This is a genomic window from Pseudohaemophilus parahaemolyticus (genome assembly GCF_938021905.1).
Classification (GTDB): Bacteria; Pseudomonadota; Gammaproteobacteria; order Enterobacterales; family Pasteurellaceae; genus Haemophilus_A; species Haemophilus_A parahaemolyticus_B.
In genome coordinates, this window is record NZ_CALIFA010000054.1 from 1 (window position 1) to 23,144 (window position 23,144).

The following is a 23,144-nucleotide window of genomic DNA, read 5'->3' on the forward strand; positions in this document are numbered from 1 at the left end:
TTTCGTAAGACATTTTTTTAGATTGGTGAGCGGTATTTTTACTTTCCGCTTCAGGGATTTTATAACCTTTAACTTGATGTGCTAAAATCACAACTGGCTTGGTCGCTTTTTGTGCTTTCGCATAAGCTGCATAAAGTTTTTCACTATCATGTGCACCACGGCGTAATGCCCAGATTTCATCATCTGTCATATCCGCTACTAATGCTGCAGTTTCTGGGTAGCGACCAAAGAAGTGTTCACGCACGTAAGCACCATCTTTTGATTTGAAGGTTAAGTAGTCACCATCAACCACTTCCATCATTAACTGAGTTAATTTACCTGAAGTGTCTTTCGCGAATAATTTATCCCACTCGCTGCCCCATAATACTTTGATTACTTCCCAGCCAGCACCAGTGAATAAACCTTCTAATTCTTGAACGATTTTACCGTTACCATTAACTGGACCGTCTAAACGTTGTAAGTTACAGCTGATAGTGAAGATTAAGTTATCTAAGTGTTCACGTGCTGCGAAAGTTAATGCACCTTTAGACTCGATTTCATCCATCTCGCCATCGCCTAAGAATGCGTAAACTTTTTGGTCTTTCGTATCTTTTAAGCCACGGTTATCTAAGTATTTTAAGAAACGTGCTTGGTAGATTGCGTTTACTGGACCTAAACCCATTGAAACGGTTGAGAATTGCCAGAATTCAGGCATTAATTTAGGGTGTGGGTATGAAGATAAACCGTCTGCAAAAGCTTCTTGACGGAAGTTATCCATTTGCTCTTCAGTTAAACGACCTTCTAAGAATGCACGTGCATACATACCTGGTGCTGCGTGACCTTGGAAGAAAATTAAGTCGCCACCGTTTTTCTCCGTTGCTGCTTTGAAGAAGTGGTTATAACACACTTCATACATGGTTGCTGCTGCTTGATAAGTTGAGATATGACCACCTAAGTCAAGATCTTTCTTCTGACTACGTAAAACCATTGCGATCGCATTCCAACGTACCGCAGAACGGATACGACGCTCGATTGCGTGATCACCTGGGTAAGCAGGTTGCTCAGATGCTGGGATGGTGTTTACGTAATCTGTTGTTACACCTGTTGGTAATGAAACGCCATTTGTACGAGCTTGACCAATAACTTGCTCAATGATGTATTGAGCACGCTCAACGCCTTCTTCACGGATTAATGAATCTAATGATTGTAACCAATCTTGAGTTTCGATTGGATCTACGTCATTTGCTAAAATCTCTGACATAGGTTTTCCCTTAATGTTATTAACTATGAATGGATAATAGAGCAAAAATGGGCTCTATCGTTTGCTGAAATGTTATGCAATAAGCCTTAGCAACAGCTTGCATACTCAACTAAATTGCTTTGCAAAATTATTGTTAAAGCCTATCACATAGCGAATATCTATTTGATTTACAAAGGTTTTCTCTAAAAAGTGAAAATGTTGTAAAAATGTAGATAAATTTTTAAATTAAAGATAACAAAAAACAGCTGTTTTGTCTATTTTTTTGACCTGTGCAATAGGGAAGATAAACTGAGCATTTAATCAAGCTTAATCTCTCTTGCTAAATCTTGAATTAATTTTGGTCCCGCGTAAATCATCCCTGAATAGATTTGCAACAATTTTGCTCCCACATCAATTTTTTCTTGACCTGATGCAACGGAATGAATACCACCACTACCAATGATAGGCAACATCCCATTTAGCTCTTTGGCAAGCGTACGAATTAAGCAAGTACTTAACGCACTCAATGGTTTGCCACTTAATCCACCTTGCTGTTCGGCATTTTTCATTCCAGCCACAGGCTCGCGAGAAAGCGTAGTATTTCCTGCAATCACGCCATCAATGCGATGACGAATCAGACTATCTGCCACAGAAGCAATTTCTTCCTCGTTTAAATCAGGTGCAATTTTCAAAACAAGCGGTTTGTATTGCCCAAATTTTTGCGAAAGTGCAGCTTGTTCTGCTTTCAATGATTTTAATAAATCGTCTAACGCCTCACCATACTGCAAACTGCGTAGATTCTTAGTATTTGGCGAAGAAATATTCACGGTAATATAATCAGCGTGTTCATACACTTTACGCAAACAGATTTGATAATCGTTTAATGCTCGCTCAATCGGAGTAATCGCATTCTTACCAATGTTAATGCCTAAAATACCGTCGTATTTTGATTTTTTAACATTTTCTACTAACACATCAACGCCTAAGTTATTAAAGCCATTACGGTTAATAATTCCTTCTGCTTCCACTATACGAAATTGACGCGGCTTCGAATTGCCATCTTGTGCTAAAGGCGTTACTGTGCCTACCTCAATAAAGCCAAAACCTAATTTGCCAAACCCATCAATGGCTTCTCCATTTTTGTCTGCCCCCGCGGCTAAACCAATCGGATTTTTGAATTTTAAACCCATTACTTCGGTTGGATTTTGTGGCATAGGTAAAATAGGAAAAGGCAGATTTCCTGCTAATTTAAGCAATTGAACGGTGAAATTATGTGCCGTTTCAGGCTGCATAGAAAATATAAATTTGCGAATAAGAGAGTACATATAAACCCGAAAATCATAGAAAAAAACCCAATCTTTCGATTGGGTTTAAAAAATTAAGCATCAAACATTGCTGAAATCGATTCTTCATTGCTAATACGGCGAATCGCTTCTGCAAGCATACCTGATAAGGTTAATGCACGAACTTTGTTCAGTGCTTTGATTTCACCAGAAAGAGGAATGGTATCGGTTACCACAACTTCATCTAACGCTGAGTTTGCTAAATTTTTCGCTGCTGTGCCTGATAAAACTGCGTGCGTCGCATAAGCAAATACTTTTGTTGCACCACGTTCTTTTAACGCTTCTGCTGCTTTCACTAAAGTACCGCCTGTGTCGATCATATCATCCACGAGAATACAATCACGACCAGCCACATCGCCAATAATATGCATTACTTGAGAAACGTTTGCTTTTGGACGACGTTTATCGATAATCGCCATATCTGCATCGTTTAATAATTTTGCAATTGCACGAGCACGTACTACGCCACCGATGTCAGGTGAAACCACGATTGGATTGTTAAGATTTGTTTTTTGAAGAATATCATTGATAAGCACAGGTGAACCAAAAACGTTATCTACTGGCACATCAAAGAAACCTTGTATTTGTTCTGCGTGAAGATCGCAAGTTAAAACACGATCTACACCCACACTTGAAAGGAAATCAGCAACCACTTTCGCCGTAATTGGTACGCGTGCTGAGCGAACGCGGCGGTCTTGACGAGCATAACCAAAATAAGGAATAACTGCGGTAATACGACCTGCTGAAGCACGGCGTAATGCGTCTACCATGACGATCAATTCCATTAAGTTATCATTCGTAGGTGCACAAGTTGATTGCACGATAAATACATCTGAACCACGTACATTTTCGTTAATTTGCACTTGAATTTCACCATCGCTGAAACGACCAACTGTCGCATCACCAAGAGAAATATAAAGGCGTTCTGCAATACGTTTTGCAAGTTCTGGCGTTGCATTACCTGCAAACAATTTAATATCTGGCATTGGAATAGATCCTTTAGGATGAGTGGGTTAAAAAAGACATTGGTGTAACGGTGAGACGTTCTGCCCTTTTGCCACAAAGCCAAACACATTCGCAGGTCTTTGAGCAAAAACGGCATTGGCTTCCTCAATACTGTCAAATTCAGAAAAGATGCAAGCCCCCGTTCCCGTTAAACGGAACTGAGCATATTTTACCAATTTTGACATCAATTCTTCAACCTCGAAATAATGATCTCGCACAACTTTTTCGCAATCGTTTTCCCATTTTGTATTTAATAACACATCCATCGTCCGTTTAGGTGTATTACGGGGCAAATTCGGATCGCGAAAAACAGCAGGGGTTGAAATTGAAACATCAGGCTTTAACACCACATACCATTTCTCCACGGGTTCACAAGGTGTTAAAACCTCCCCTACTCCTTCCGCAAAGGCAGCGAAACCTCGCACAAAAATCGGCACATCTGCCCCAAGGAAAAGCCCTATTTCTGCCAACGCTTCAAGGGATAAACCCGTTTGCCATAAATGGTTTAATCCAACTAACACCGTTGCAGCATTTGAAGAACCACCGCCAACACCACCGCCCATCGGCAAATTTTTAGTTAGACGAATTCTCGCCCCCTTTGTGCAAGCGGTCTTTTCTTGCAATAATTTTGCAGCACGATAAATCAAGTTCTGCTCTTTCGGTACATCGGGCAATTCATCTAATAATTGAATTTCACCATCGTTTGTCACTTCAAAATCTAATTCATCGCCAAAATCCAAAAATTGGAAAAGCGTTTGTAATTCGTGATAGCCATCAGGACGTTTGCCTGTAACATATAAAAAGAGATTTAATTTTGCAGGGCTAGGTAATTTCATTAGTGCGTCCAATTATCAACACGAATTTTTAAGGTTTGCGAGCCATTTTCAAGTACAATCAATTTCGGTAAATTAGGCTGGCGAGTTTCATCATACGAAACATAAGTCACTTTCCAAACCACCCCATTCAGCGGATAACTAAATTGGGCTAATTGGCGTTTTTCATTTACCACATAATTTCCTTCTTTTTCAGGCAAGCCTTTCAGCCAATAAGCGAACTGATCAATAGGAAATGAAACACCAATAATTTCTTGCATTAACGCATCAATATCACGATCAGAGCGGCTATTCCCTTCACTATCAGAAACGGTTAAGCCACGCACATTACGATGTAATTTCAACGATTTACTCGAGAGATTAGACGAAAGCTCTAAACCAAAATTGCTCGCATTTTTGTATTGCCAATCAAAATGTGAGGAAAAACGTTCTTCTGATGAAATATAACCAAACTGCCCCTTCGCTTGGTAACCACTAATTTTTTCAAGCTGAGCAAGATGAGCTTGCCACTGCGGATCATTATGCGGAATTTGAATGGTAGGATGCTCAATTTGAGTCGGTGCATCCAACACTGATTGACAGCCGACAAGAAAAAGCGAAAGGCTCAACGAGCTAAGAAAAGAAAGTTTTTTCATACTTATCATATAAATAAAGCGGTAAGATTTAGGTAAAATTTTGTAAATTCTACTCGAAATCTCACCGCTTGTCTTAATTTTCATGAAGTGAATGACTAAACGTGCGATTGATTATCTGGTAATGTCCCTTCAATCTCTTCCACTAACTCGCCATTTTTAAAAAAGACATAACCGCCATTTTTCATTTTGATCCAATTTTCGTTTTTTGTGAGTGGCTGCGTGGCAATAATAGTCACTTTATCATTTTCTGTGGTGTATTTGCTAAAATCAATTTCCACATCATCATCGCGTAATGCCTTGCTAAATGGTGCTTTACGTGTCACATAATAAAGTCTAGTTGAACAACGAGCAATCATCCAATGCCCGTTCGACATAATGAAATTAAACACGCCGTGAGTAGCAATATCAGAAGTAATCTCAACTACTGCATCAAAAATTTCTTTCTCGCTCGGCTTTTTATCAAACCGTTCACGCAAACGAGACACAATACAACAAAATGCCGCTTCAGAGTCTGTTGTCCCAATTGGTTGATAATGACAATCAGCACAAGGGTGAACGCCTTCCACCGTGCCATTATGAGCAAAAACCCAGTTTTCACCCCACAGTTCGCGAATAAAAGGATGGGTGTTTTCCAAATTCACATCACCACGTGTTGCCTTACGAATATGCGAAATCACGTTAAATGATTTAATTTTATATTGGCTGACTAAATCCGCCATTGGTGAAGAAGCCCCAGGACGGTTATCACGAAAGATACGTACGCCCTTACCTTCAAAAAAAGCAATACCAAAACCGTCAGTATGCTGATCAGTTACCCCTGCCCGTCGCCGAAAACCTTCAAAAGAGAAAGTAATATCGGTCGGTGTATTACAATTCATTCCTAATAATTGACACATAACTTCACTTCTTAAAATATCTTGAGAAATAATACCCAATTTTGGTAAATTATTTTGTTAATTTCAATAGCGTTTAGTTAAAAATTTTAGAGCTTATTTTTATTTCTTCAGTTTTTTTGGAATAAGCACTTATAAATCACGACTATTCTTAAGATTTAAGGATAAAATGCCCACTCTTTTCAACCAAACAATAAGGATATTAAATGAAAATTAGTGCAAGAAACCAATTAAAAGGCAAAGTCGTTTCAATCGAAACAGGTTCTGTGAATACTATCGTGCATATTGATATCGGTGGCGGTAATGTTATTTCTTCTACCATCTCAATTGCAGCAGTAAAAGAATTAGGACTTGAGGTAGGCAAAGAAGCATACGCAATCATCAAAGCAACGTCTGTGATGGTTGGCGTAGAATAATTTTTATCTTGTCCAAACAAAAATGGCTAATCCAAAAAGATTAGCCATTTTTATTAGTTTATACCATAAGGTTCTGTATAAGGAATCAATCCTCGTTTTAACATTCTGCTTACGCCACTACCATAATTGGTACCAAAGCGAAGTTCGAAATTAACCCCAAATTTATTGTCATAAAATAAGTCGTTAATTGTATCGCTTGTTGCGTTTGAAGGTGTTGCAACTAATTTACGAGCAACATAAACATTCGCCGTCCAACAACAGGTGTTATAGTTCATAGAGAACTGAGTTTCCACTGGCTTTTTCAAAGCAATATCTTGGTAATGGCTAAACATTGCCGCTACGTTATCCGTTAATTCCCACGCCACGACACCACCAAGCTGTTTAATATCTTGACCATAACGGTTTGTACTTAAGTTTTGGTTAATATAATCACGGCTTGCAAAGCGATAATTTAATTGGAACAATTTGCTATCGCTTGGCTTATATTGCAATGACATATTCGCCAATGAGGTTTGATTCAAACGTGTATCATATTGATAACTTCCGTGCCAATTCCATTTACGATGGAATTTCCAGTTTGATTCTAACGCCCACGAAGAAGAACGATTCGCCGTACTATTGCTTGAATTATCATCAATTTTAGATGGACTTAAATAGTAAGTTTGTCCTGCACTAAAATTGAATACCTCTGTCCCTGTCTTATCGCTAAAGAATCGTGTTGTTCCACCTGCTGTCACAAGGTTTGCAGAAGAAATTCGGTCTAAACCACTATAACGACGATCGTTAAACAGGGAGAAATAATCCGTTTGCAATAAAGCAGAATCATAACCTAGCCCTACGCTTTTATGACGTTTAGAACCGATCTCTGCTTGGTTTTTATATGGGCGATAAATATATTGCACACGAGGCTCAAAGGTTTGGTTATAACCTTTAAAGAACTGCTTATCTGCCTCAAGTACCGTTTGGAAATCTAGCTTAATTTGAGGAATAACGCGTGTTACATTTTTCCTCATTTCTTCCGCATTGATATCACTACCTTTTTGTTGAATATAGTGTGTTGCGTAAAGTTTAGTTTCCAGATTTAAACTGCCATAGCGATTAGTAAGTGGTGCGTTTAATATTGGTTCTACGTGGAATCGCCACGCTTTTGGTATTAGGTTGCTATCATTATCAAAACGAGCAGCTTGCGAGAATAAATGAAAATCAGCAATACCTTTTAACGCATCATTTTTATAATAATTGAAATCAATTTTAGGTAATACACGGTATGGCCCAACTGAATTTGTAGAAAGATCAAAAGTTTGAAATTTTTTACCTGAAACTGACAAATTATAGTTTGGTTGATAGTAGCCTAATCTGAATTGTTGTGTAGCATAACCATCTGTACTGCTACCGTAATCTGAATCAAAATCAGAAAAATAACGACGATCGCTCACTTTAGTGTAATTCACATTCAAACGCCAATCGCTTAAAAAGCTCATATTATGACGCCAATGTAATAAATAACGCTTACGGCTACCATCACTTGATTGATATTCATCTAAACGGTCTCTCGCCATATATTCGGTCGCAACTAAGCCTTCACCCAACTTCGTTAAATAACGAAATTCTGGGCTAATTTGCCACCCACGACGAGAATAATAGGTTGGCGTAAAAGTTGCATCCATATTCGGTGCAATGTTCCAATAAAATGGCTGTGAATAGGTAAAACCATTTTTGCTTGAACGTTCAAAACTTGGAATCAATAAACCTGAACGACGACGATCGCCAATGGGGAATTGTAGATAAGGAGAATAAAAAACAGGTACGCCCATCACTTTAAAACGAGCATGCCACATTTCAGCATACTCATCTTGTACGTGCTGAATCATCTCGTTCGCTTCAATTGACCAAGATTTATCATTCACTAAACACGAAGTAAATGTTGCATTTTTTAATGTGCGAGTTTGGTCATTAAAATGACCGCTTTCTGCCGTGCCTCGCCCTTGTCTACCTACTAATTGATAACTTGTATTGGAAAGATCTGCCTCTTTACTCGTTAAATCTACCGCTGCATCACGACCTTCGGCTTGAATGAGGTTATCTCGATATTGGTAAGAGCCTTTTAAAAACGCTTTACGAGCTTGCTCACCTTGCTGTTCCACACGCACTTCATTGGCAAAAAGCGAACGATTTCCTTGCTTAATATTGACATCACCCGTATAGGTTGCATCCGTCGGCTGATTAATTAGTGCATTATCAGCTTCAATGTAAACTGGTGCTTGGTTCGGATCACCTTTAACTTCTTCACCTTGAAAATGCGGGACGCCTAATAAACACTGCTCTCTTAAATCCGCTGATGCAATTTGGCTATAACAAGCCGTAACTACCGCCAGTGAGAGAAGATTGTAACGTTGTTTCATTCTCGTTTCTCTTAAATAATTCTGGAAAACTGTTGTCTTTTTGCAAGCTGTCTTGAATACACATCAAAGCATAAACAAATATTACGAATCAACAAACGACCTCTTGGTGAAACCAAGATACTTTTTTCATTAATCTCAAGCAAACCATCTTTAACCAATGGCTGTAAATAAGTTAAATCTTCAGCAAAATAGGTATTAAAATCAATACCGTAGGCTTGCTCCAAGCGGTCAAATTCGAGTTTAAAATTACAAATGAGTGCCTTGATAACATCACGACGAATGCAATCATCTTTAGTTAAGGCTAACCCTTTGCTTAACGCAATACCTGTTTCTTCTACATCAGCATAATATTGTTTTAACTCTTTTTGGTTTTGTGCGTAAGTATCGCCAAGCAAACTGATCGCAGATACTCCCATACCTAATAAATCGCACTCTTCTTGCGTTGTGTAGCCTTGGAAATTACGGTGTAATACTCCATTGGCTTGAGCAATCGCCAGTTCATCATCAGGTTTAGCAAAGTGATCCATCCCGATAAATTTATAGCCATTTTCGCCTAAGAACTGAATTGAATTTTGTAAAATCGTCAGTTTGGTTTCTGGTGGTGGCAACATATCATCTTTAATTTTGATCTGTGCTGCAAAACGGCTTGGCAAGTGAGCATAGTTAAACACGCTCATACGATCTGGATTGAGCTCCACCACACGTTTTAACGTGTACATAAAACTTTCCACATTCTGTTTTGGTAAACCGTAGATCAAATCTACATTAGTTGAAACTAAACCAAGCTCTTTCGCACGTTTCATTAAGGCAAAAATAAATGCTTCATCTTGCTCGCGATTAACAAGCTCTTGTACTTCTTTATCGAAATCTTGAATTCCCATACTGATACGATTAAAACCAATATGGCGAAGATGATCAAGCATATTCAGCTCAATTTCACGCGGATCCATTTCAATACTGATTTCTGCATCAGCTTGCACATCAAAGTGTGTTTTGAGTAAATTCATCAAACGAGCAGATTGTTCTTCGTCTAAATACGTTGGTGTACCACCGCCCCAGTGAATTTGGGTCACTTTACGATTTTTGAAAAGCGGTGCACGAGTTTTAATCTCTTTTTCAAGATAATCTAAATAGAGATCGACTTTATGACGATGACGGGTAATTACTTTATTACACGCACAGAAATAGCAAAGTTTATGGCAAAACGGAATGTGCACATAAAGCGAAAGCGGACGCTCAGGATAACGCTCTGCTGCCGCTTTAAAATCTTCATTAGTATAATTTTCGCTAAATTCCAATGCAGTCGGATATGACGTATAACGCGGACCAGATTGGTTATATTTTTGAATAAGGTTTAAATCCCAAATAATTTCTGACATTATTGTGCCTTTTTTAAAGTTTTAATTACTTCGATCAATTGACCACATTCTGCTTGGATTTGCTCAAAAAGCTCGGCTTCTTTCGCTTCACGTGCGAGGTCTTGACGCATACGCTCGTTACGTTTCAACGCTTTGCGTTCCTCCAAAATTGCCATATCCTGCACTAGCTCATAAAGCTCCCACATGGCAGGATAATTCGACAATTTATGCCCCAACACATCCAACAGCGGTTTTAAACGTAACACACCTTCAGAAGGATTGCATTGCTCCGTTCTTACCGCATGGGCAATCACTTCCACGCTTTCAAAAATACGTTCAAAACGTGCTTTTTGCTCTTCTTTGGCTTGCTTTCTTAACTCTCGCTCTAAAGCTTGCTGATTTTTCACTTTCGCCCACAAATAGACTGCATAGCCCACCATTGAAAGTAAAATCAACACCGCCAAAATAATGAGAAAAAATCTAATCATATCAATGCTCAATTTACTGATTATCTACTTAAATTGATTAAGATTGATGGTTTCAAATTGGTGCAATAAGGCATCACCTTCATCCATCTCTTCATCTTGAATGCCTAAAATTTCCATCAATTCATTAATGCGATCTAAACATTCATCTACAAATTTTTGATCTTCTGCAGAAAGTACTTTACCTGCATCTAACTCATCCAGTAATTGGTGTAAACATTCATTATTTTCGAGTTGCTCTAACTCCAATTCTGGCGATAAAACTGGTTTAACCTCTTCTGGCAATACAGGTTTAATGAACTGACCTTTTTCAGGTTTATTTACAAACTCCACCATCAACGGAATTTTCTTTTTGCTACCAATACGCGGATCTTTAACTTCTTTCAACACTGCTTTTTTCTGCTCAGTAGGATCAACATTACGTGAACCTGTTGGCAAGCCTTTATGCTTACGTTTTTTCTTCTCCTCACGTGCTTTTGCATCTAATTCATAGCGAGTAGGCTTACGGTTTTTGCCACTGGTTAATTTCGGTTGTTCTGGTCTTTTATCTGCCTTACGGGTTGGCATAATGTCGGTAAGGCGACGTGTTTTTTTGGTACGGCTCATATAGCTATCATCTCTCTTCTTTATCTATATAATAAACGAGTAAGTGGCTTATTTTACTAGGAAAGCAAGTAAGTGAACAGAAAAGATTTAGCTTCACCTCTTAAAGTTTACATTTTACAATTCATTAACATAAGATTTAATAATCAAAACGATTAAAAAACCTTATCAACTATATTGACAAACGAGTTTTAATGCGATAACTTCAAAACTCGTTTTAAAACCACCTGCTGAAAAGTAGGTTCACTCAAGAGGAACTTTATCGTGGAACCAATCATATTAAATGGCTATCACACGCTAATTGCAGCAACCCTCGTTCTACTTTTAGGACGTTTGCTCGTAAAAAAAATCAAATTCTTGCAGGATTTTAATATCCCTGAAGCCGTTGCAGGCGGATTAATTGCAGCAGCAATTATTTTTGCACTTTATCAATGGTTTGGGCTTTCATTCCAATTCGAAAAAAGCTTACAAAGTGCGTTCATGCTTGTATTCTTTGCTTCTGTAGGGTTATCTGCCGACTTCTCTCGCTTAAAACAAGGCGGTTTCCCACTTGTTATCTTCCTTGCCGTTGTTGCAGTACTGATCATCGTTCAAAACGTTGTAGGTATTGGTTTAGCCTCCGTATTAGGCTTAGACCCCAAAATTGGCTTAATCACAGGTTCAATCACTTTAACAGGTGGTCACGGAACAGGGGCAGCTTGGGCAAAAGTATTTACAGATAAATATGGATTACAAGGTGCAACGGAAATGGCAATGGCATCTGCTACTTTCGGTTTAGTAGCTGGTGGTTTAATTGGTGGACCAGTCGCTCGTCGTTTAGTAAACAACTTGAAACGAGGCAAAAAAGCGGCATCAGTGAAAAAAGCGGATACATCTGATTCACAATACGATGGTGAAACCTTTGAAGAAAAAGATCATATGCGTTTTATTACTGCAAGTTCGACTATCGAAACTATGGCTCTCTTTGCAGCATGTTTAGCTTTCTCTTCAATTATGGCTGCACAATTCTCAGATTTAGGCTTGCCACAATTCGTATGGGCATTGGGTTTTGGTGTTATCTTACGTAATGTATTAACCAAAGTATTCAAATTCGATATGTTTGACCGTGCGATTGACGTATTTGGTAATGCTTCATTAAGTCTCTTCTTAGCGATGGCATTAATGAGCATCAAATTATGGGAATTAGCAGGTTTGGCAGGTCCAATGCTTATCATCCTAGTTGTTCAAACTATCGTAATGATCTTATACGGCTACTTCGTAACTTTCCGCATTATGGGTAAAGACTACGATGCTGCAATATTAACAGCTGGTCATTGTGGTTTCGGTCTAGGTGCAACACCAACCGCTGTTGCAAATATGCAATCTGTAACACAAACCTTTGGACCTTCGCATAAAGCTTTCTTAATCGTACCGCTTGTAGGGGCTTTCTTTGTTGATATTATCAACTTATTTATGATTACTTGGTTTATTAATATGCTAAGTTAGTCTTAAAATTATTATTCTTAAAGCTAGGTTAAACCCTAGCTTTTTTTATATAATCTTACGTAATCCTTCTAACCTATTTACTATAGATCTATTTCGATATTATGTAGCATCCGCAAAATTAACTTGATTTTCTCATAAAGAAGTGGTTATTTCCGTTACCATAGGTACAACGAAATTTATGTTACAATCACTTCATATAACAATTACATAACTCTGCCTCATTCTGATTTACAATCCAAATGACAAAAAATCTGCACCTTAACCTGTTGGTAGTTTAGTCCAACTATTGAAGTGCAGATCATTTCTTTTATTTAAAAACAGAACGATATTGAGGCTTACTTCTCTTTAGTTGGCTAATTAATACTAAAATAAAGAAAAAGCTCAGTACGCCAAACGCAAAAATTAACCACTGAGGCATAACCCATCCTAACATTTCCCACTGATTTTCACTACAATTGACCGGACCTGGAGCAAAAATCTGCGGAAGCCACTGGTCAAAAGGTAATGTTTGAGGAAAATCGGGTTTAAATTCACATTGATTCCATGGAGAAGGATTTAGCTGATAATCTGTATGGCGAATTGCAAGAAATAATCCTTTAATCGCACTATATCCCCAAAGAAGAATAGCTAAATAACGAACAATTCTAACCCTTGGAGCAATAAGACCCATTATGCCTGCAAAAAATAGTCCAGAAATAGCTAAACGTTCATATACACACATCACACAAGGCTGTAATCCCATACCATATTGGAAGTAAAGCCCTGTCGATTCTAATATAAACGCCAGAAATGCTAATAATAGCCAAGCAGATCGCTTAAGAGAAAGTTCTTTGAAGAATGTCAGCATAATTGCTCCTTAACAAATAGATTTTCTCCATTGTAACAATTCTTACTTTAAAGAACAAAATAAAGCACAACTCTAATTTAATAATATTCATCATTTAATTCATCAAATGCTGAACCATCATTAAATAAATTTTCTAAAAACTCAGAAACATCCTGTTTTCCACTTTTACCTAATCCAAAAACAGAAACATCACTCATTGTTGATGATCTCACTCTAACAATAGCCTGAGGAAATTCACCTTGCACTTCTTCTTGCACAATTTCCAACAAACGATTGAATTTATGCTCTTTCATTTTTGCAGAATTAAATAGACGAATATCAATGGTAGCTTGCATAGAACACCTCATTATCTGAATATAAAACAAGTTAATATATATACAGTATATATTAACTATTTTAACTGTCAATATATTCAGTGGTAGAAATAACGTTTCCCATCTTATTCCATTTAGCTATAAAGAAAGAACAAAATATTTCTATTTTCCTCGTATAAGAAAAGCGTCTAATCACACCAAATTTTCTGAAAAAGAGTTGAAATGTTATTTCTTATTTTAGGGTTAATCAGATTTTCCATTTTTATTTCAATAACTTATCTACTAAACGACTCACCGCAAAAAAGCCAAAAGTGGCAGTAACCATAGTAACGGCACCAAAGCCATTGGCACAATTCATCGTAGCAGAAACTTCACAACCTTCGCCCATTTTAGGGAAAATTAGCGGCTGAGTAGAAAAAACACAATCTATACCAAATTTACGTTTCGGATTTTGGCTGAAGTTATATTCTTTTCTAAGCAAGGATCTTACTCTTGATGCCAACGGATCTTGAATAGTTTTACTTAAATCTGCAATCTGAATTTGGCTTGGATCCGTTTGCCCACCCGCTCCGCCTGTAGTAATCAACTTGATTTTATTGCGTTTACAATAGGCAATAAGTGCGGCTTTGGTTCTCACGCTATCAATTGCATCAAGCACATAATCGTAGCCTCGATTAAGATATTCAGAAATATTTTCAGGCGTAATAAAATCATCAATAATCTCAACTACACACTCAGGATTGATTTTTTCCACACGCTCTTTCATCGCTTCTGTTTTAAGCTGAGCTACCGTGCCCGTCATCGCATGAATTTGGCGATTGATGTTGGTTATGCAAATATCATCCATATCGATCATCGTGATTTTGCCAATCCCTGTGCGAGCCAATGCTTCAACCGCCCAAGAACCAACCCCTCCAATGCCAATCACACAAACGTGAGATTGACGCAATTTTGCCAAACCTTCTGGTGTATAAAGGCGACCAATACCGCCAAAACGTTGTTCATAATTATCAACTCTACTCATTTTTTATCCTTTTTCTTCAACATTCGTGATAAAAATCATTATATAATGCATGCAATAATCACGAAGGTTGCTTATATGTTAAAAATCAATGTAAAAAAAACGCTCGGGGCATTATCGCTGAACCTTAATATTGATATCCCTGCTAAAGGTGTTACCGCTATTTTCGGACGTTCGGGAGCAGGAAAATCAAGCCTTATTAATCTAGTCGCAGGCTTAGTCACGCCACAATCAGGTAGCATTACCCTTAATGATAATGTGCTGTTCGATAGCAAACAAAAAATCAATCTTCCACCAGAAAAACGTCACATTGGTTACGTATTCCAAGAGCACCGACTTTTCCCGCATTATACCGTGGAAAAGAACCTCAAGTATGGTTGCAAGCGGTTTAATTCAAGCTATTTTTTGCAAATTGTGGAATTACTCGGCATTCAGCACTTGCTTGAGCGTTTTCCGCTCAGTTTGTCAGGCGGAGAAAAGCAACGAGTGGCGATTGGACGAGCCTTATTAAGTAATCCAGAAATATTGTTGATGGATGAACCACTCTCTGCCCTTGATTTGCCCAGAAAGCAAGAGTTATTGAACTATCTTGATCAACTTTCTAGCCAGCTTGAGATCCCGATTTTATACGTGACTCATAGCCTAGATGAGATTATCCGTCTTGCTGATCAGGTCATTTTGATTGAACAAGGGCACATTATGGCATTCGATCAGGTTAAAAGTATTTGGCAGCATTCCGCGTTTCAGCAATGGTTACCTGAACAATACCATTTAAGTTTATTGGAATTACCGATTAAATTGCACCAAATCGATTACCAAATGGTAGAGCTTTCACTAGGTACGCAATCTTTATGGGTAAGTGAATTGCCACGCTATCAACTAAACAATAGAGTGCGAATTACCATTAACAGTAGGGATGTATCAATTACATTGGAAAAACCACAAAACACCTCAATTCGCAATGTTTTGCAAGGTGAAATTTGCCAAATTCAACAGCAATCGCAGCAAGTAAATGTAGAGGTAAATGTCGAAGGACAAAAAATTTGGGCAAGCATCAGTCTTTGGGCGTTTAATGATTTACAATTAAGCGTAGGACAGAATGTTTATCTGCAAATTAAGAGTGTTTCGTTGTAGCGACTGCCTTTATCATTTTGCAAAGTTCACGTAAAATATGACCGCTTGTTTATGAGGTTAATATGTCAGAAAAAATTGTTGTAGAAGTAGTTTATGCTTATCCTGAGCGTTATTTTTTGAAAAAACTCACGCTCGAAAATCCGATTACGATCCAAAATGCGATTGTGCAGTCTGGCGTTTTAGAAAAATATACCGAGATTGATTTACGCCAAAATAAAGTCGGCATTTTCAGCCGTGCCGCAAAATTAACGGATATAGTAGAAAACGGCGATAGAATTGAAATTTATCGCCCGCTAATTGCCGATCCAAAAGAGATTCGTCGTAAAAGAGCCGCTGAGCAAGCTCAAGCTAAGAAATAACTCAAGTTATAAACATCTTTATTAGTTTCTTATGCAAGAATTATTATAATACAGAAACAACATATACTTAATTAATTCTATATCCAAATTGGAATTATTAAAATGCCAAACAAACCTAAAATAACATTTATTATCCCAGTCTATAACTCCGCATTATATTTAGAAGAATGTTTAAACTCTCTTCTAAATCAGAGTATTCATAAAGAAATCATTATTATTGATGACGGTTCCTCTGATTCTAGCTTATCTATTATCTTAAAATATCAGCAAAAACATCCTGAAATATTACTCATAAAACAACCAAATCAAGGTGCAGCCGCAGCTAGAAATAAGGGAATAGCTTTAGCGACAGGTGAATTTATTAGCTTTATTGATTCAGATGATTTTCTAATAGGAGATATATCACCTCTTATTCAACTTGGAGAGCATTATAATTGTGAATTAATAAAATTTGGTGCAGCTTTGCAACATTATGATATAAATCAGAATCATAAATATTCTTATATAACCTATATATTTTCTGAAAAAAATAGCTCTCATTCAACATTATTCACTGGGCATCAAGCATTATTTGAAGCAGAAAAAAGAAAACTCTGGATACCAGGATGTTGTTGGACATTGATTAAAAGAGAATATCTTGAAGAATATAAAATCCGATTTCAAGAAAATATTATAGCAGAAGATCAACTCTTCTATCTTCAACTTTTGACTAAACGTGAGGATTGCAAAATTATTGAGGCTCCTTCGATACATTATATCTATCGTAGAGGACATACGCCCTCTGTTTCTAGTAGAAGAGATAAACAGTACGTAGAAAATCACCTTGAGATGAGCGGGCATATTATTAAATATATGAATACCTTACCTAATCATCTAAATAGTCCTATTTTATTTATTGCTAAGCAATTGCTACGCACTGCGTTACGTATTATGCAGGGTTGGAATACTAATGAGATAAGATCATTCGAACATTTATATTTAAATAAATGGCGTCTTCTTATAAAAGAGAACTACACTGATCTATCTAGCAATTTTGATAACTTATTTGGAAAATAATTTAATATGATAAAATCATACGTAATTAACTTAGAACGACATAAAGATAGATTAGAAAAATTCTATAAGCAGAATCAAACTTCCTCTTTTGAAAGAGTAAATGCAATAGATAAAAATGTTCTCACAGCATTAGGTTATGAGAAATTTTATTTTAATATATCCGCTTTAGAAAATAAAATACATAGGAAAATTACTATAGGTGAAATAGCCTGCACCCTATCTCATATTTTATGCTGGAATAAAATTGCGAGTGATGATGAATTATTAGAAAAAGAGTATGCTCTCATTGCAGAGGATGATATTATTCTTTCAGAGAATTTTTGTGCAATAATAAAGAATCTAATTGATAAAATAAATGACCTAGACATTGATTATAAATTAATTATTCTACACAAATTAGATCTTTATCACTTTAGCCATAAAATAAAAGAGGACGGGCAATATCATCTTATAAATGCCTCCACATCCGAAGATATAGATAACGATGGCTCAGCTCTATATTTACTAAGAAAAGATAAAGCAATCGAATTAGTTGAGTTTCTTAAAGAGAAGAAACCTTTCTGGCTTGCTGACCATTTTTCTACATTTTGTCCTGACAAAGTCGGTATTTTATTTCCTTTTATAGGATATATAAACGAAACCATACCATCAGATTTAGAGATAGAAAGAACTATTGCTAGACAAAATGCGGGAATAGCGTAAAAAACGAAATAATGTAGTTATTGTAGGATAGAACAAATAAAACCTCACAACTCCTTGATTTTGTGAGGTTTTTCTGTATTTAATTATATATTATCTATTCTAAGCCTGTGTATACTTCGGCTCAGTAAACACTGTCACTTTTGGTACTTCACCAGTGAATTTCTCAACTTGAATGGTTGCGGTATTTGGTGAGTTACCTTGAGTAAGTTTAGATTTTTTAATTAGAGATGAACAATAGCAAAAATGAATTTAAGAAAATATGAAGTAAATCAAAATTAGGGAAGATTCAACAAAAAATCCCACCATAGTGGGATTTTTTTGAAGATTCAAAAATTAAATACTCGCTCTCAATGCATCCGCTTTATCAGTTTGTTCCCAAGGGAAGTGTGAACGACCGAAGTGACCGTAAGCAGCTGTTTCACGGTAGATTGGGCGGATCAAATCTAACATTTTGATTAAACCATAAGGGCGTAAATCGAAGTTTTCACGGATTAAACGCACTAATACTTCATTGCTTACTTTACCCGTGCCGAAAGTTTCTACCATGATTGAGGTTGGTTCAGCCACGCCGATAGCATAAGAAAGTTGGATTTCACAACGATCTGCCAAGCCTGCTGCAACGATGTTTTTCGCGACATAACGTGCGGCATAGGCTGCAGAGCGGTCTACTTTTGATGGATCTTTACCAGAGAACGCACCACCACCGTGACGCGCTGCACCGCCGTAGGTATCTACGATGATTTTACGACCAGTTAAACCACAGTCGCCCATTGGCCCACCAATCACGAAACGACCCGTTGGGTTGATGAAATATTTGGTATTTTGGCTTAACCATTCGCTTGGCAGGATTGGTTTGATGATCTCTTCCATCACGCCTTCATACACTTCTTTTTGTGACACAGATTCTGCGTGTTGTGTTGAAAGTACGACTGCATCAATGCCTTTGATTTGGTTGTCTTCGTAAATGAAGGTTAATTGGCTCTTCGCATCTGGGCGTAACCAGTCTAATTTGCCTGATTTACGCACTTTCGCTTGTTGTTCCATTAAACGGTGAGCGTAAGTGATTGGAGCAGGCATTAACACATCAGTTTCATTGGTTGCGTAACCGAACATAATCCCTTGGTCGCCTGCGCCTTGTTCTAGCGGATCAGCTCGGTCAACCCCTTGGTTGATGTCTGGAGATTGTTTACCAATGGCGTTTAATACCGCACAAGAGTGTGCATCAAAGCCCATATCTGAGTGGTTGTAACCGATGTCTGCGATTACTTGGCGGGTTAAGTTTTCAATATCTACCCAAGCTGAAGTGGTGATTTCACCACCCACCAATGCCATACCTGTTTTCACATAGGTTTCACACGCCACGCGTGCTTTTGGGTCTTGTTTTAAAATTTCGTCTAATACCGCATCTGAAATTTGGTCTGCGATTTTATCTGGATGCCCTTCAGACACTGATTCTGAAGTAAATAAATTGATAGCCATATTTGTCCTTATTTCGTGTTATAAAATGGAAAGCACGCAAGCGGTTAAATTTGCAAAATTTTGCTACTTCTAACCGCTTATACTTAAAATAAATTAGCCGTTTTTCCGTCTAGACGTCTATAATACATTTTTTGAGCATCTAAGGCAATGCTTTTTTAAATATGAATGCGAGGCTAAATATGCTAAAGTCTGCATTTTAACCCATCAATTTCTGAGAGAATCTCGAATTTTTTGGTCATATTACGTGATAAAGGTTGTTTTTCCTCAAAACGCCCTTATTAAGCAAAAAATTTAATACAATAAGGAAATAAGCTATGCAATATATTGGAAAGATCATTGGTTTCTTTCTAGGTTATCAAATTTTTCACGGATTATTCGGCGGGATTTTCGGTGCATTTTTAGGGCATTTAGCAGATAAAAAACTCTATGAACTAGGTAGCGTACGTTCTTCCATTTTTGGGAAAAACTTAACCCGCCAAACACTGTTTACACTGACCACTTTTGCCGTCCTTGGACACTTGGCAAAAGCCAAAGGGCGTGTCACTGAAGAGGATATTCAAAACGCTCGAAACTTAATGGCACATCTGAATTTAGATGCCAAAGCACAGCAAGAAGCACAAAAAGCGTTTACCTTAGGTAAAGAGGCGGATTTTCCGCTTCGTAATGTAATTCGTGAATTTCGCGAGGCTTGTGCAAGACGCCAAGATTTATTGCGTTTCTTTATTCAAGTGCAAATTACCGCGGCAATTCAAGATGGCGAATTAGACGCACAAGAACAACAAGTGTTGTTTACCATTGCCGAAGCGATGGGCATGAGTCGCATGCAATTTGAGCAAATGCTTGGCATGATTATGGCAGCACAGCAATTCAGCCGTGGCGGTTTCCATCAACAATATTCACAGCAAAGTGACTATTCACAAGGCAGTTATTCTCAAGGCGGATATAGTGGCTATCAACAAAGCCGCCAGCCAAGCATTGATGCCGCTTACAAAGTATTGGGCGTAACGGCTAATGATGATCAAAATACCGTGAAACGTGCTTATCGTAAATTGATGAATGAAAACCACCCAGACAAATTAGCGGCAAAAGGCTTGCCAGATGAGATGATGGAATTAGCCAAAGAGAAAACTCAACAAATTCAAGCCGCTTACGATCTGATTTGCAAACAAAAAGGTTGGAAATAGGAGTTTATAACGGATAACACAGGTTATCCGTTCTTTTTTGTATGATACCTCAAGTATTTTTAGCCCCAATGCAGGGCGTATTAGATCCCTTTGTTCGTCAGCTTTTAACCGCAGTGAATGATTACGATCTTTGTATTTCCGAATTTGTCCGCGTGGTTGATCAAAAACTGCCACGCAAAACTTTTTATCGCCTCTGCCCTGAATTACATAATCAAGGCTTAACCACTTCAGGCACGCCTGTCCGCGTGCAGCTATTGGGGCAATATCCAGAATGGTTAGCGGAAAATGCAATGCTAGCGATTGAATTAGGTTCACACGGCGTTGATCTCAACTGCGGTTGTCCGTCTAAAACGGTAAATGGCAGCCAAGGCGGTGCGGCATTATTAAAAACGCCCGAATTGATTTATCAAGCGACCAAAGCCATTCGAGCCGCAGTGCCTAAAGAGCAACCTGTTTCGGTGAAAGTTCGTTTAGGTTGGGATAGCAGTGAGCAATGCTTTGACATTGCAGATGCGGTAGCACAAGGTGGAGCGAATGAAATCACCGTGCACGGTCGAACCAAAATGGACGGCTACCGAGCAGAACGGATTAACTGGCAAGCGATTAGCGAAATTCAAAAACGCTTGGCAATTCCAGTGATTGCCAATGGCGAAATTTGGGACTACGCCTCTGCAAAAAAATGCCAAGAAATTACCGCTTGTAACCGCATTATGATTGGTCGAGGGGCGTTAAATACCCCAAATTTAAGCCGTGTGGTGAAATTCAATCAAGCCAAAATGCCGTGGTCAGAAGTGCTGCAACTGCTTTATCAATATGTACAAATGGAAAATGAGCACGATTCTGGCTTTTACCACGTGGCACGCATCAAACAGTGGCTGCATTATTTGGATAAAGAGTACCCAGAAGCAATGCAGCTGTTCCAAATTTTGAAAACCGAACACGGATATGAGGGCTTGAAAAAGCATATTGAGCAAGCGGTCGAAAAAGGAGCGTAAAATGCAAAAACAGATTTTTAGCGAAGAAGATATTGTTCAGCCAACGGAAACATTTCAAGCTAAACAAATTTTTGATGAAAAAGAGGTTGTGATTGAGGAAGATCTCAATGCTTACCAATATTTAGACGAAAGCGAAACAGCTGAAAAAGAATTGCTTTTTGAAGAAGATTTCAAACCTTCACGTTTCCGTATTCGGTTAATTATGGCGGCTCTCGTGTTATTTTGCATTGCCTTTCTTGCCCAAGGCGTGCAATGGATTGTAAATGCGATTACAGATCAACAATGGATTACGCTTTTCTTTGCGGTTGCCTTTTTATTAATCAGCTTAACAGGCGTGGGAACCATTTTCCAAGAGTGGCGAAAACTACGTAAACTCAGACAGCACGAACTCATGCAACAAGAGGCGGAGCAATATCGAGCCGAATTACCGACGACAAGCGGTGAAAAATCGCAAATCTTTTGCAAACAATTACTTGAGCAAATGCAAATAACACCACAACTTGAACAAAGCCAAAAACAGTGGTTATCGCAAATCAATGAATATCACAATTCAGAACAAGTGATGACGCTATTTAGTGAAACCGTACTTTCTCCGCTTGATAAGCAAGCGCAAAAGCTGATTGCCAAACACGCAAGAGATAATGCCGTGATTGTCGCATTAAGCCCTGTCGCCATTGCTGACGTGTTGATGGTTGCATGGCGAAATTTTGCCTTAATCAACAAAATTACCCGCATTTATGGTATGGAACTAGGCTATTTCAGTCGCCTACATCTATTCAAAATGGTAATCAAAAATATGGTCTTTACAGGCACTACAGAATTAGTCGCAGGCATGTTGTCACACAACGTATTACGTAGACTCTTCGGGCAAGCTATCCAAGGCTTAGGCGTAGGGATTTTAACTGCCCGATTAGGCATTAAAGCAATGGAATTTTGCCGCCCTATTACCTTTAAAAATGAAGAAAAACCGAACTTAAAAGTGATGAGTAAAGAGATTTATTTGTCGTTGGTAAATTCAGAGCAAAAAGAGGCTATTTTTCGTAGAGAAGAACTAAAAAGCCACTAAAATAATCTGCACCCTAAAAGTTGGACTAAATAACCAACTCACTAAGGTGCAGATTTTTTTTATGACCAAATACAACTCTCTTTTCAAACAACAAGTCATGGAGTTTTATCTTCAAAATGGTAAAAATCGCTCACTTACCCATAAACATTTTCAACTTACCAGCAGAACATTGCGACATTAGATTAACCAATTTAAGTGCGATAACACGCTTAATCGAATATTAAGCAAGTTAATTATTTTGAATTAAAGAAGGATAGTGATATATTAGGTCGGCAATGTAGGCAAGATTGTTATTCATTGGTACTAGCTT

Annotated in this window: 22 protein-coding genes and 1 pseudogene; 9 read left to right on the top strand and 14 right to left on the bottom strand. The window is 37.9% G+C overall.

What is annotated here, in order from left to right:
* The 6 genes and pseudogenes from aceE to QMF79_RS05160 form a co-directional block, all read right to left on the bottom strand.
* Positions 1–1,240: pseudogene (gene aceE, locus QMF79_RS05135) on the bottom strand (pyruvate dehydrogenase (acetyl-transferring), homodimeric type); the annotation flags it as partial.
* 296 nt (positions 1,241–1,536) lie between these two features.
* On the bottom strand, positions 1,537–2,544 hold the full coding sequence (gene pyrD / locus QMF79_RS05140; RefSeq protein ID WP_281773005.1) for a quinone-dependent dihydroorotate dehydrogenase: 1,008 nt from the start codon (positions 2,542–2,544) through the stop codon (positions 1,537–1,539).
* A gap of 53 nt (positions 2,545–2,597) precedes the next feature.
* A complete protein-coding gene (locus tag QMF79_RS05145) occupies positions 2,598–3,548 on the bottom strand; it encodes a ribose-phosphate pyrophosphokinase (RefSeq protein WP_281773006.1) in 951 nt (316 codons plus the stop codon).
* Positions 3,549–3,575: 27 nt separating this feature from the next.
* On the bottom strand, positions 3,576–4,403 hold the full coding sequence (gene ispE, locus QMF79_RS05150; protein ID WP_111312344.1) for a 4-(cytidine 5'-diphospho)-2-C-methyl-D-erythritol kinase: 828 nt from the start codon (positions 4,401–4,403) through the stop codon (positions 3,576–3,578).
* Positions 4,403–5,035, bottom strand: coding sequence for a lipoprotein insertase outer membrane protein LolB (gene lolB, locus QMF79_RS05155; protein WP_281773007.1), 633 nt, complete (start codon positions 5,033–5,035; stop codon positions 4,403–4,405). Before lolB ends, ispE begins: the two co-directional genes overlap by 1 nt.
* Before the next feature lie 95 nt (positions 5,036–5,130).
* Entirely contained in the window at positions 5,131–5,931 is an 801-nt protein-coding gene (locus QMF79_RS05160) for a class II glutamine amidotransferase (protein WP_111312342.1), read from the bottom strand.
* Between the two features lie 203 nt (positions 5,932–6,134).
* Between QMF79_RS05160 and QMF79_RS05165 the strand changes: the two genes are divergently transcribed.
* Positions 6,135–6,344 carry a TOBE domain-containing protein gene (locus QMF79_RS05165; protein WP_040215942.1) on the top strand — a complete coding sequence of 70 codons (210 nt, stop codon included), beginning with the start codon at positions 6,135–6,137 and terminating at the stop codon, positions 6,342–6,344.
* A gap of 53 nt (positions 6,345–6,397) precedes the next feature.
* Here the strand turns inward: QMF79_RS05165 and lptD are convergent, their stop codons facing one another.
* From lptD to yihI, 4 genes are read right to left on the bottom strand one after another with little or no spacing between them, the layout of a single operon-like run.
* Positions 6,398–8,746 carry an LPS assembly protein LptD gene (gene lptD / locus QMF79_RS05170; protein WP_281773008.1) on the bottom strand — a complete coding sequence of 783 codons (2,349 nt, stop codon included), beginning with the start codon at positions 8,744–8,746 and terminating at the stop codon, positions 6,398–6,400.
* Positions 8,747–8,757: 11 nt separating this feature from the next.
* Positions 8,758–10,125, bottom strand: coding sequence for an oxygen-independent coproporphyrinogen III oxidase (gene hemN, locus QMF79_RS05175; protein WP_281773009.1), 1,368 nt, complete (start codon positions 10,123–10,125; stop codon positions 8,758–8,760).
* Positions 10,125–10,592, bottom strand: coding sequence for a DUF2489 domain-containing protein (locus tag QMF79_RS05180; RefSeq protein ID WP_281773010.1), 468 nt, complete (start codon positions 10,590–10,592; stop codon positions 10,125–10,127). Before QMF79_RS05180 ends, hemN begins: the two co-directional genes overlap by 1 nt.
* 24 nt (positions 10,593–10,616) lie before the next feature.
* Complete coding sequence (gene yihI, locus QMF79_RS05185; RefSeq protein ID WP_281773011.1) at positions 10,617–11,195, bottom strand: Der GTPase-activating protein YihI; 579 nt, start codon at positions 11,193–11,195, stop codon at positions 10,617–10,619.
* A gap of 261 nt (positions 11,196–11,456) precedes the next feature.
* On the opposite strand from yihI, the gene gltS reads away from it, so the two are divergent.
* Entirely contained in the window at positions 11,457–12,677 is a 1,221-nt protein-coding gene (gene gltS / locus QMF79_RS05190) for a sodium/glutamate symporter (RefSeq protein ID WP_040215936.1), read from the top strand.
* Between the two features lie 307 nt (positions 12,678–12,984).
* Here the strand turns inward: gltS and dsbB are convergent, their stop codons facing one another.
* From dsbB to tcdA, 3 genes are all read right to left on the bottom strand, one after another.
* Positions 12,985–13,524, bottom strand: coding sequence for a disulfide bond formation protein DsbB (gene dsbB, locus QMF79_RS05195; protein ID WP_111427060.1), 540 nt, complete (start codon positions 13,522–13,524; stop codon positions 12,985–12,987).
* A gap of 77 nt (positions 13,525–13,601) precedes the next feature.
* Positions 13,602–13,859, bottom strand: a complete 258-nt coding sequence (locus QMF79_RS05200) for a DinI-like family protein (protein ID WP_040215932.1) — start codon at positions 13,857–13,859, stop codon at positions 13,602–13,604.
* A 241-nt stretch (positions 13,860–14,100) separates the two neighbouring features.
* Positions 14,101–14,862 carry a tRNA cyclic N6-threonylcarbamoyladenosine(37) synthase TcdA gene (tcdA, locus tag QMF79_RS05205; RefSeq protein ID WP_281773012.1) on the bottom strand — a complete coding sequence of 254 codons (762 nt, stop codon included), beginning with the start codon at positions 14,860–14,862 and terminating at the stop codon, positions 14,101–14,103.
* Positions 14,863–14,937: 75 nt separating this feature from the next.
* On the opposite strand from tcdA, the gene modC reads away from it, so the two are divergent.
* The 4 genes from modC (at position 14,938) to QMF79_RS05225 (ending at position 18,110) form a co-directional block, all read left to right on the top strand.
* Positions 14,938–15,993, top strand: a complete 1,056-nt coding sequence (modC, locus tag QMF79_RS05210; protein WP_281773013.1) for a molybdenum ABC transporter ATP-binding protein ModC — start codon at positions 14,938–14,940, stop codon at positions 15,991–15,993.
* 62 nt (positions 15,994–16,055) lie between these two features.
* Positions 16,056–16,352 carry an RnfH family protein gene (locus tag QMF79_RS05215; protein WP_281773014.1) on the top strand — a complete coding sequence of 99 codons (297 nt, stop codon included), beginning with the start codon at positions 16,056–16,058 and terminating at the stop codon, positions 16,350–16,352.
* Positions 16,353–16,454: 102 nt separating this feature from the next.
* Positions 16,455–17,408: a glycosyltransferase family 2 protein gene (locus QMF79_RS05220; protein WP_281773015.1), complete on the top strand. Its 954-nt coding sequence runs from the start codon at positions 16,455–16,457 to the stop codon at positions 17,406–17,408.
* Positions 17,409–17,414: 6 nt separating this feature from the next.
* The gene (locus QMF79_RS05225) at positions 17,415–18,110 is read left to right on the top strand and encodes a glycosyltransferase family 25 protein (protein ID WP_281773016.1); all 696 of its coding nucleotides are present in this window, start codon (positions 17,415–17,417) and stop codon (positions 18,108–18,110) included.
* A gap of 333 nt (positions 18,111–18,443) precedes the next feature.
* Here QMF79_RS05225 and metK read toward each other — a convergent pair whose 3' ends face one another.
* The gene (metK, locus tag QMF79_RS05230) at positions 18,444–19,589 is read right to left on the bottom strand and encodes a methionine adenosyltransferase (RefSeq protein ID WP_005705337.1); all 1,146 of its coding nucleotides are present in this window, start codon (positions 19,587–19,589) and stop codon (positions 18,444–18,446) included.
* A gap of 314 nt (positions 19,590–19,903) precedes the next feature.
* On the opposite strand from metK, the gene djlA reads away from it, so the two are divergent.
* The 3 genes from djlA to QMF79_RS05245 are packed head-to-tail and all read left to right on the top strand — an operon-like array spanning position 19,904 to position 22,834.
* On the top strand, positions 19,904–20,773 hold the full coding sequence (gene djlA, locus QMF79_RS05235) for a co-chaperone DjlA (RefSeq protein WP_119222979.1): 870 nt from the start codon (positions 19,904–19,906) through the stop codon (positions 20,771–20,773).
* A 41-nt stretch (positions 20,774–20,814) separates the two neighbouring features.
* Positions 20,815–21,768 (top strand): tRNA dihydrouridine(16) synthase DusC, encoded by a 954-nt coding sequence (gene dusC / locus QMF79_RS05240; RefSeq protein ID WP_281773017.1) that lies wholly within the window; start codon positions 20,815–20,817, stop codon positions 21,766–21,768.
* Position 21,769: 1 nt separating this feature from the next.
* The gene (locus tag QMF79_RS05245) at positions 21,770–22,834 is read left to right on the top strand and encodes a YcjF family protein (RefSeq protein WP_281773018.1); all 1,065 of its coding nucleotides are present in this window, start codon (positions 21,770–21,772) and stop codon (positions 22,832–22,834) included.
* Positions 22,835–23,144: the final 310 nt, after the last annotated feature.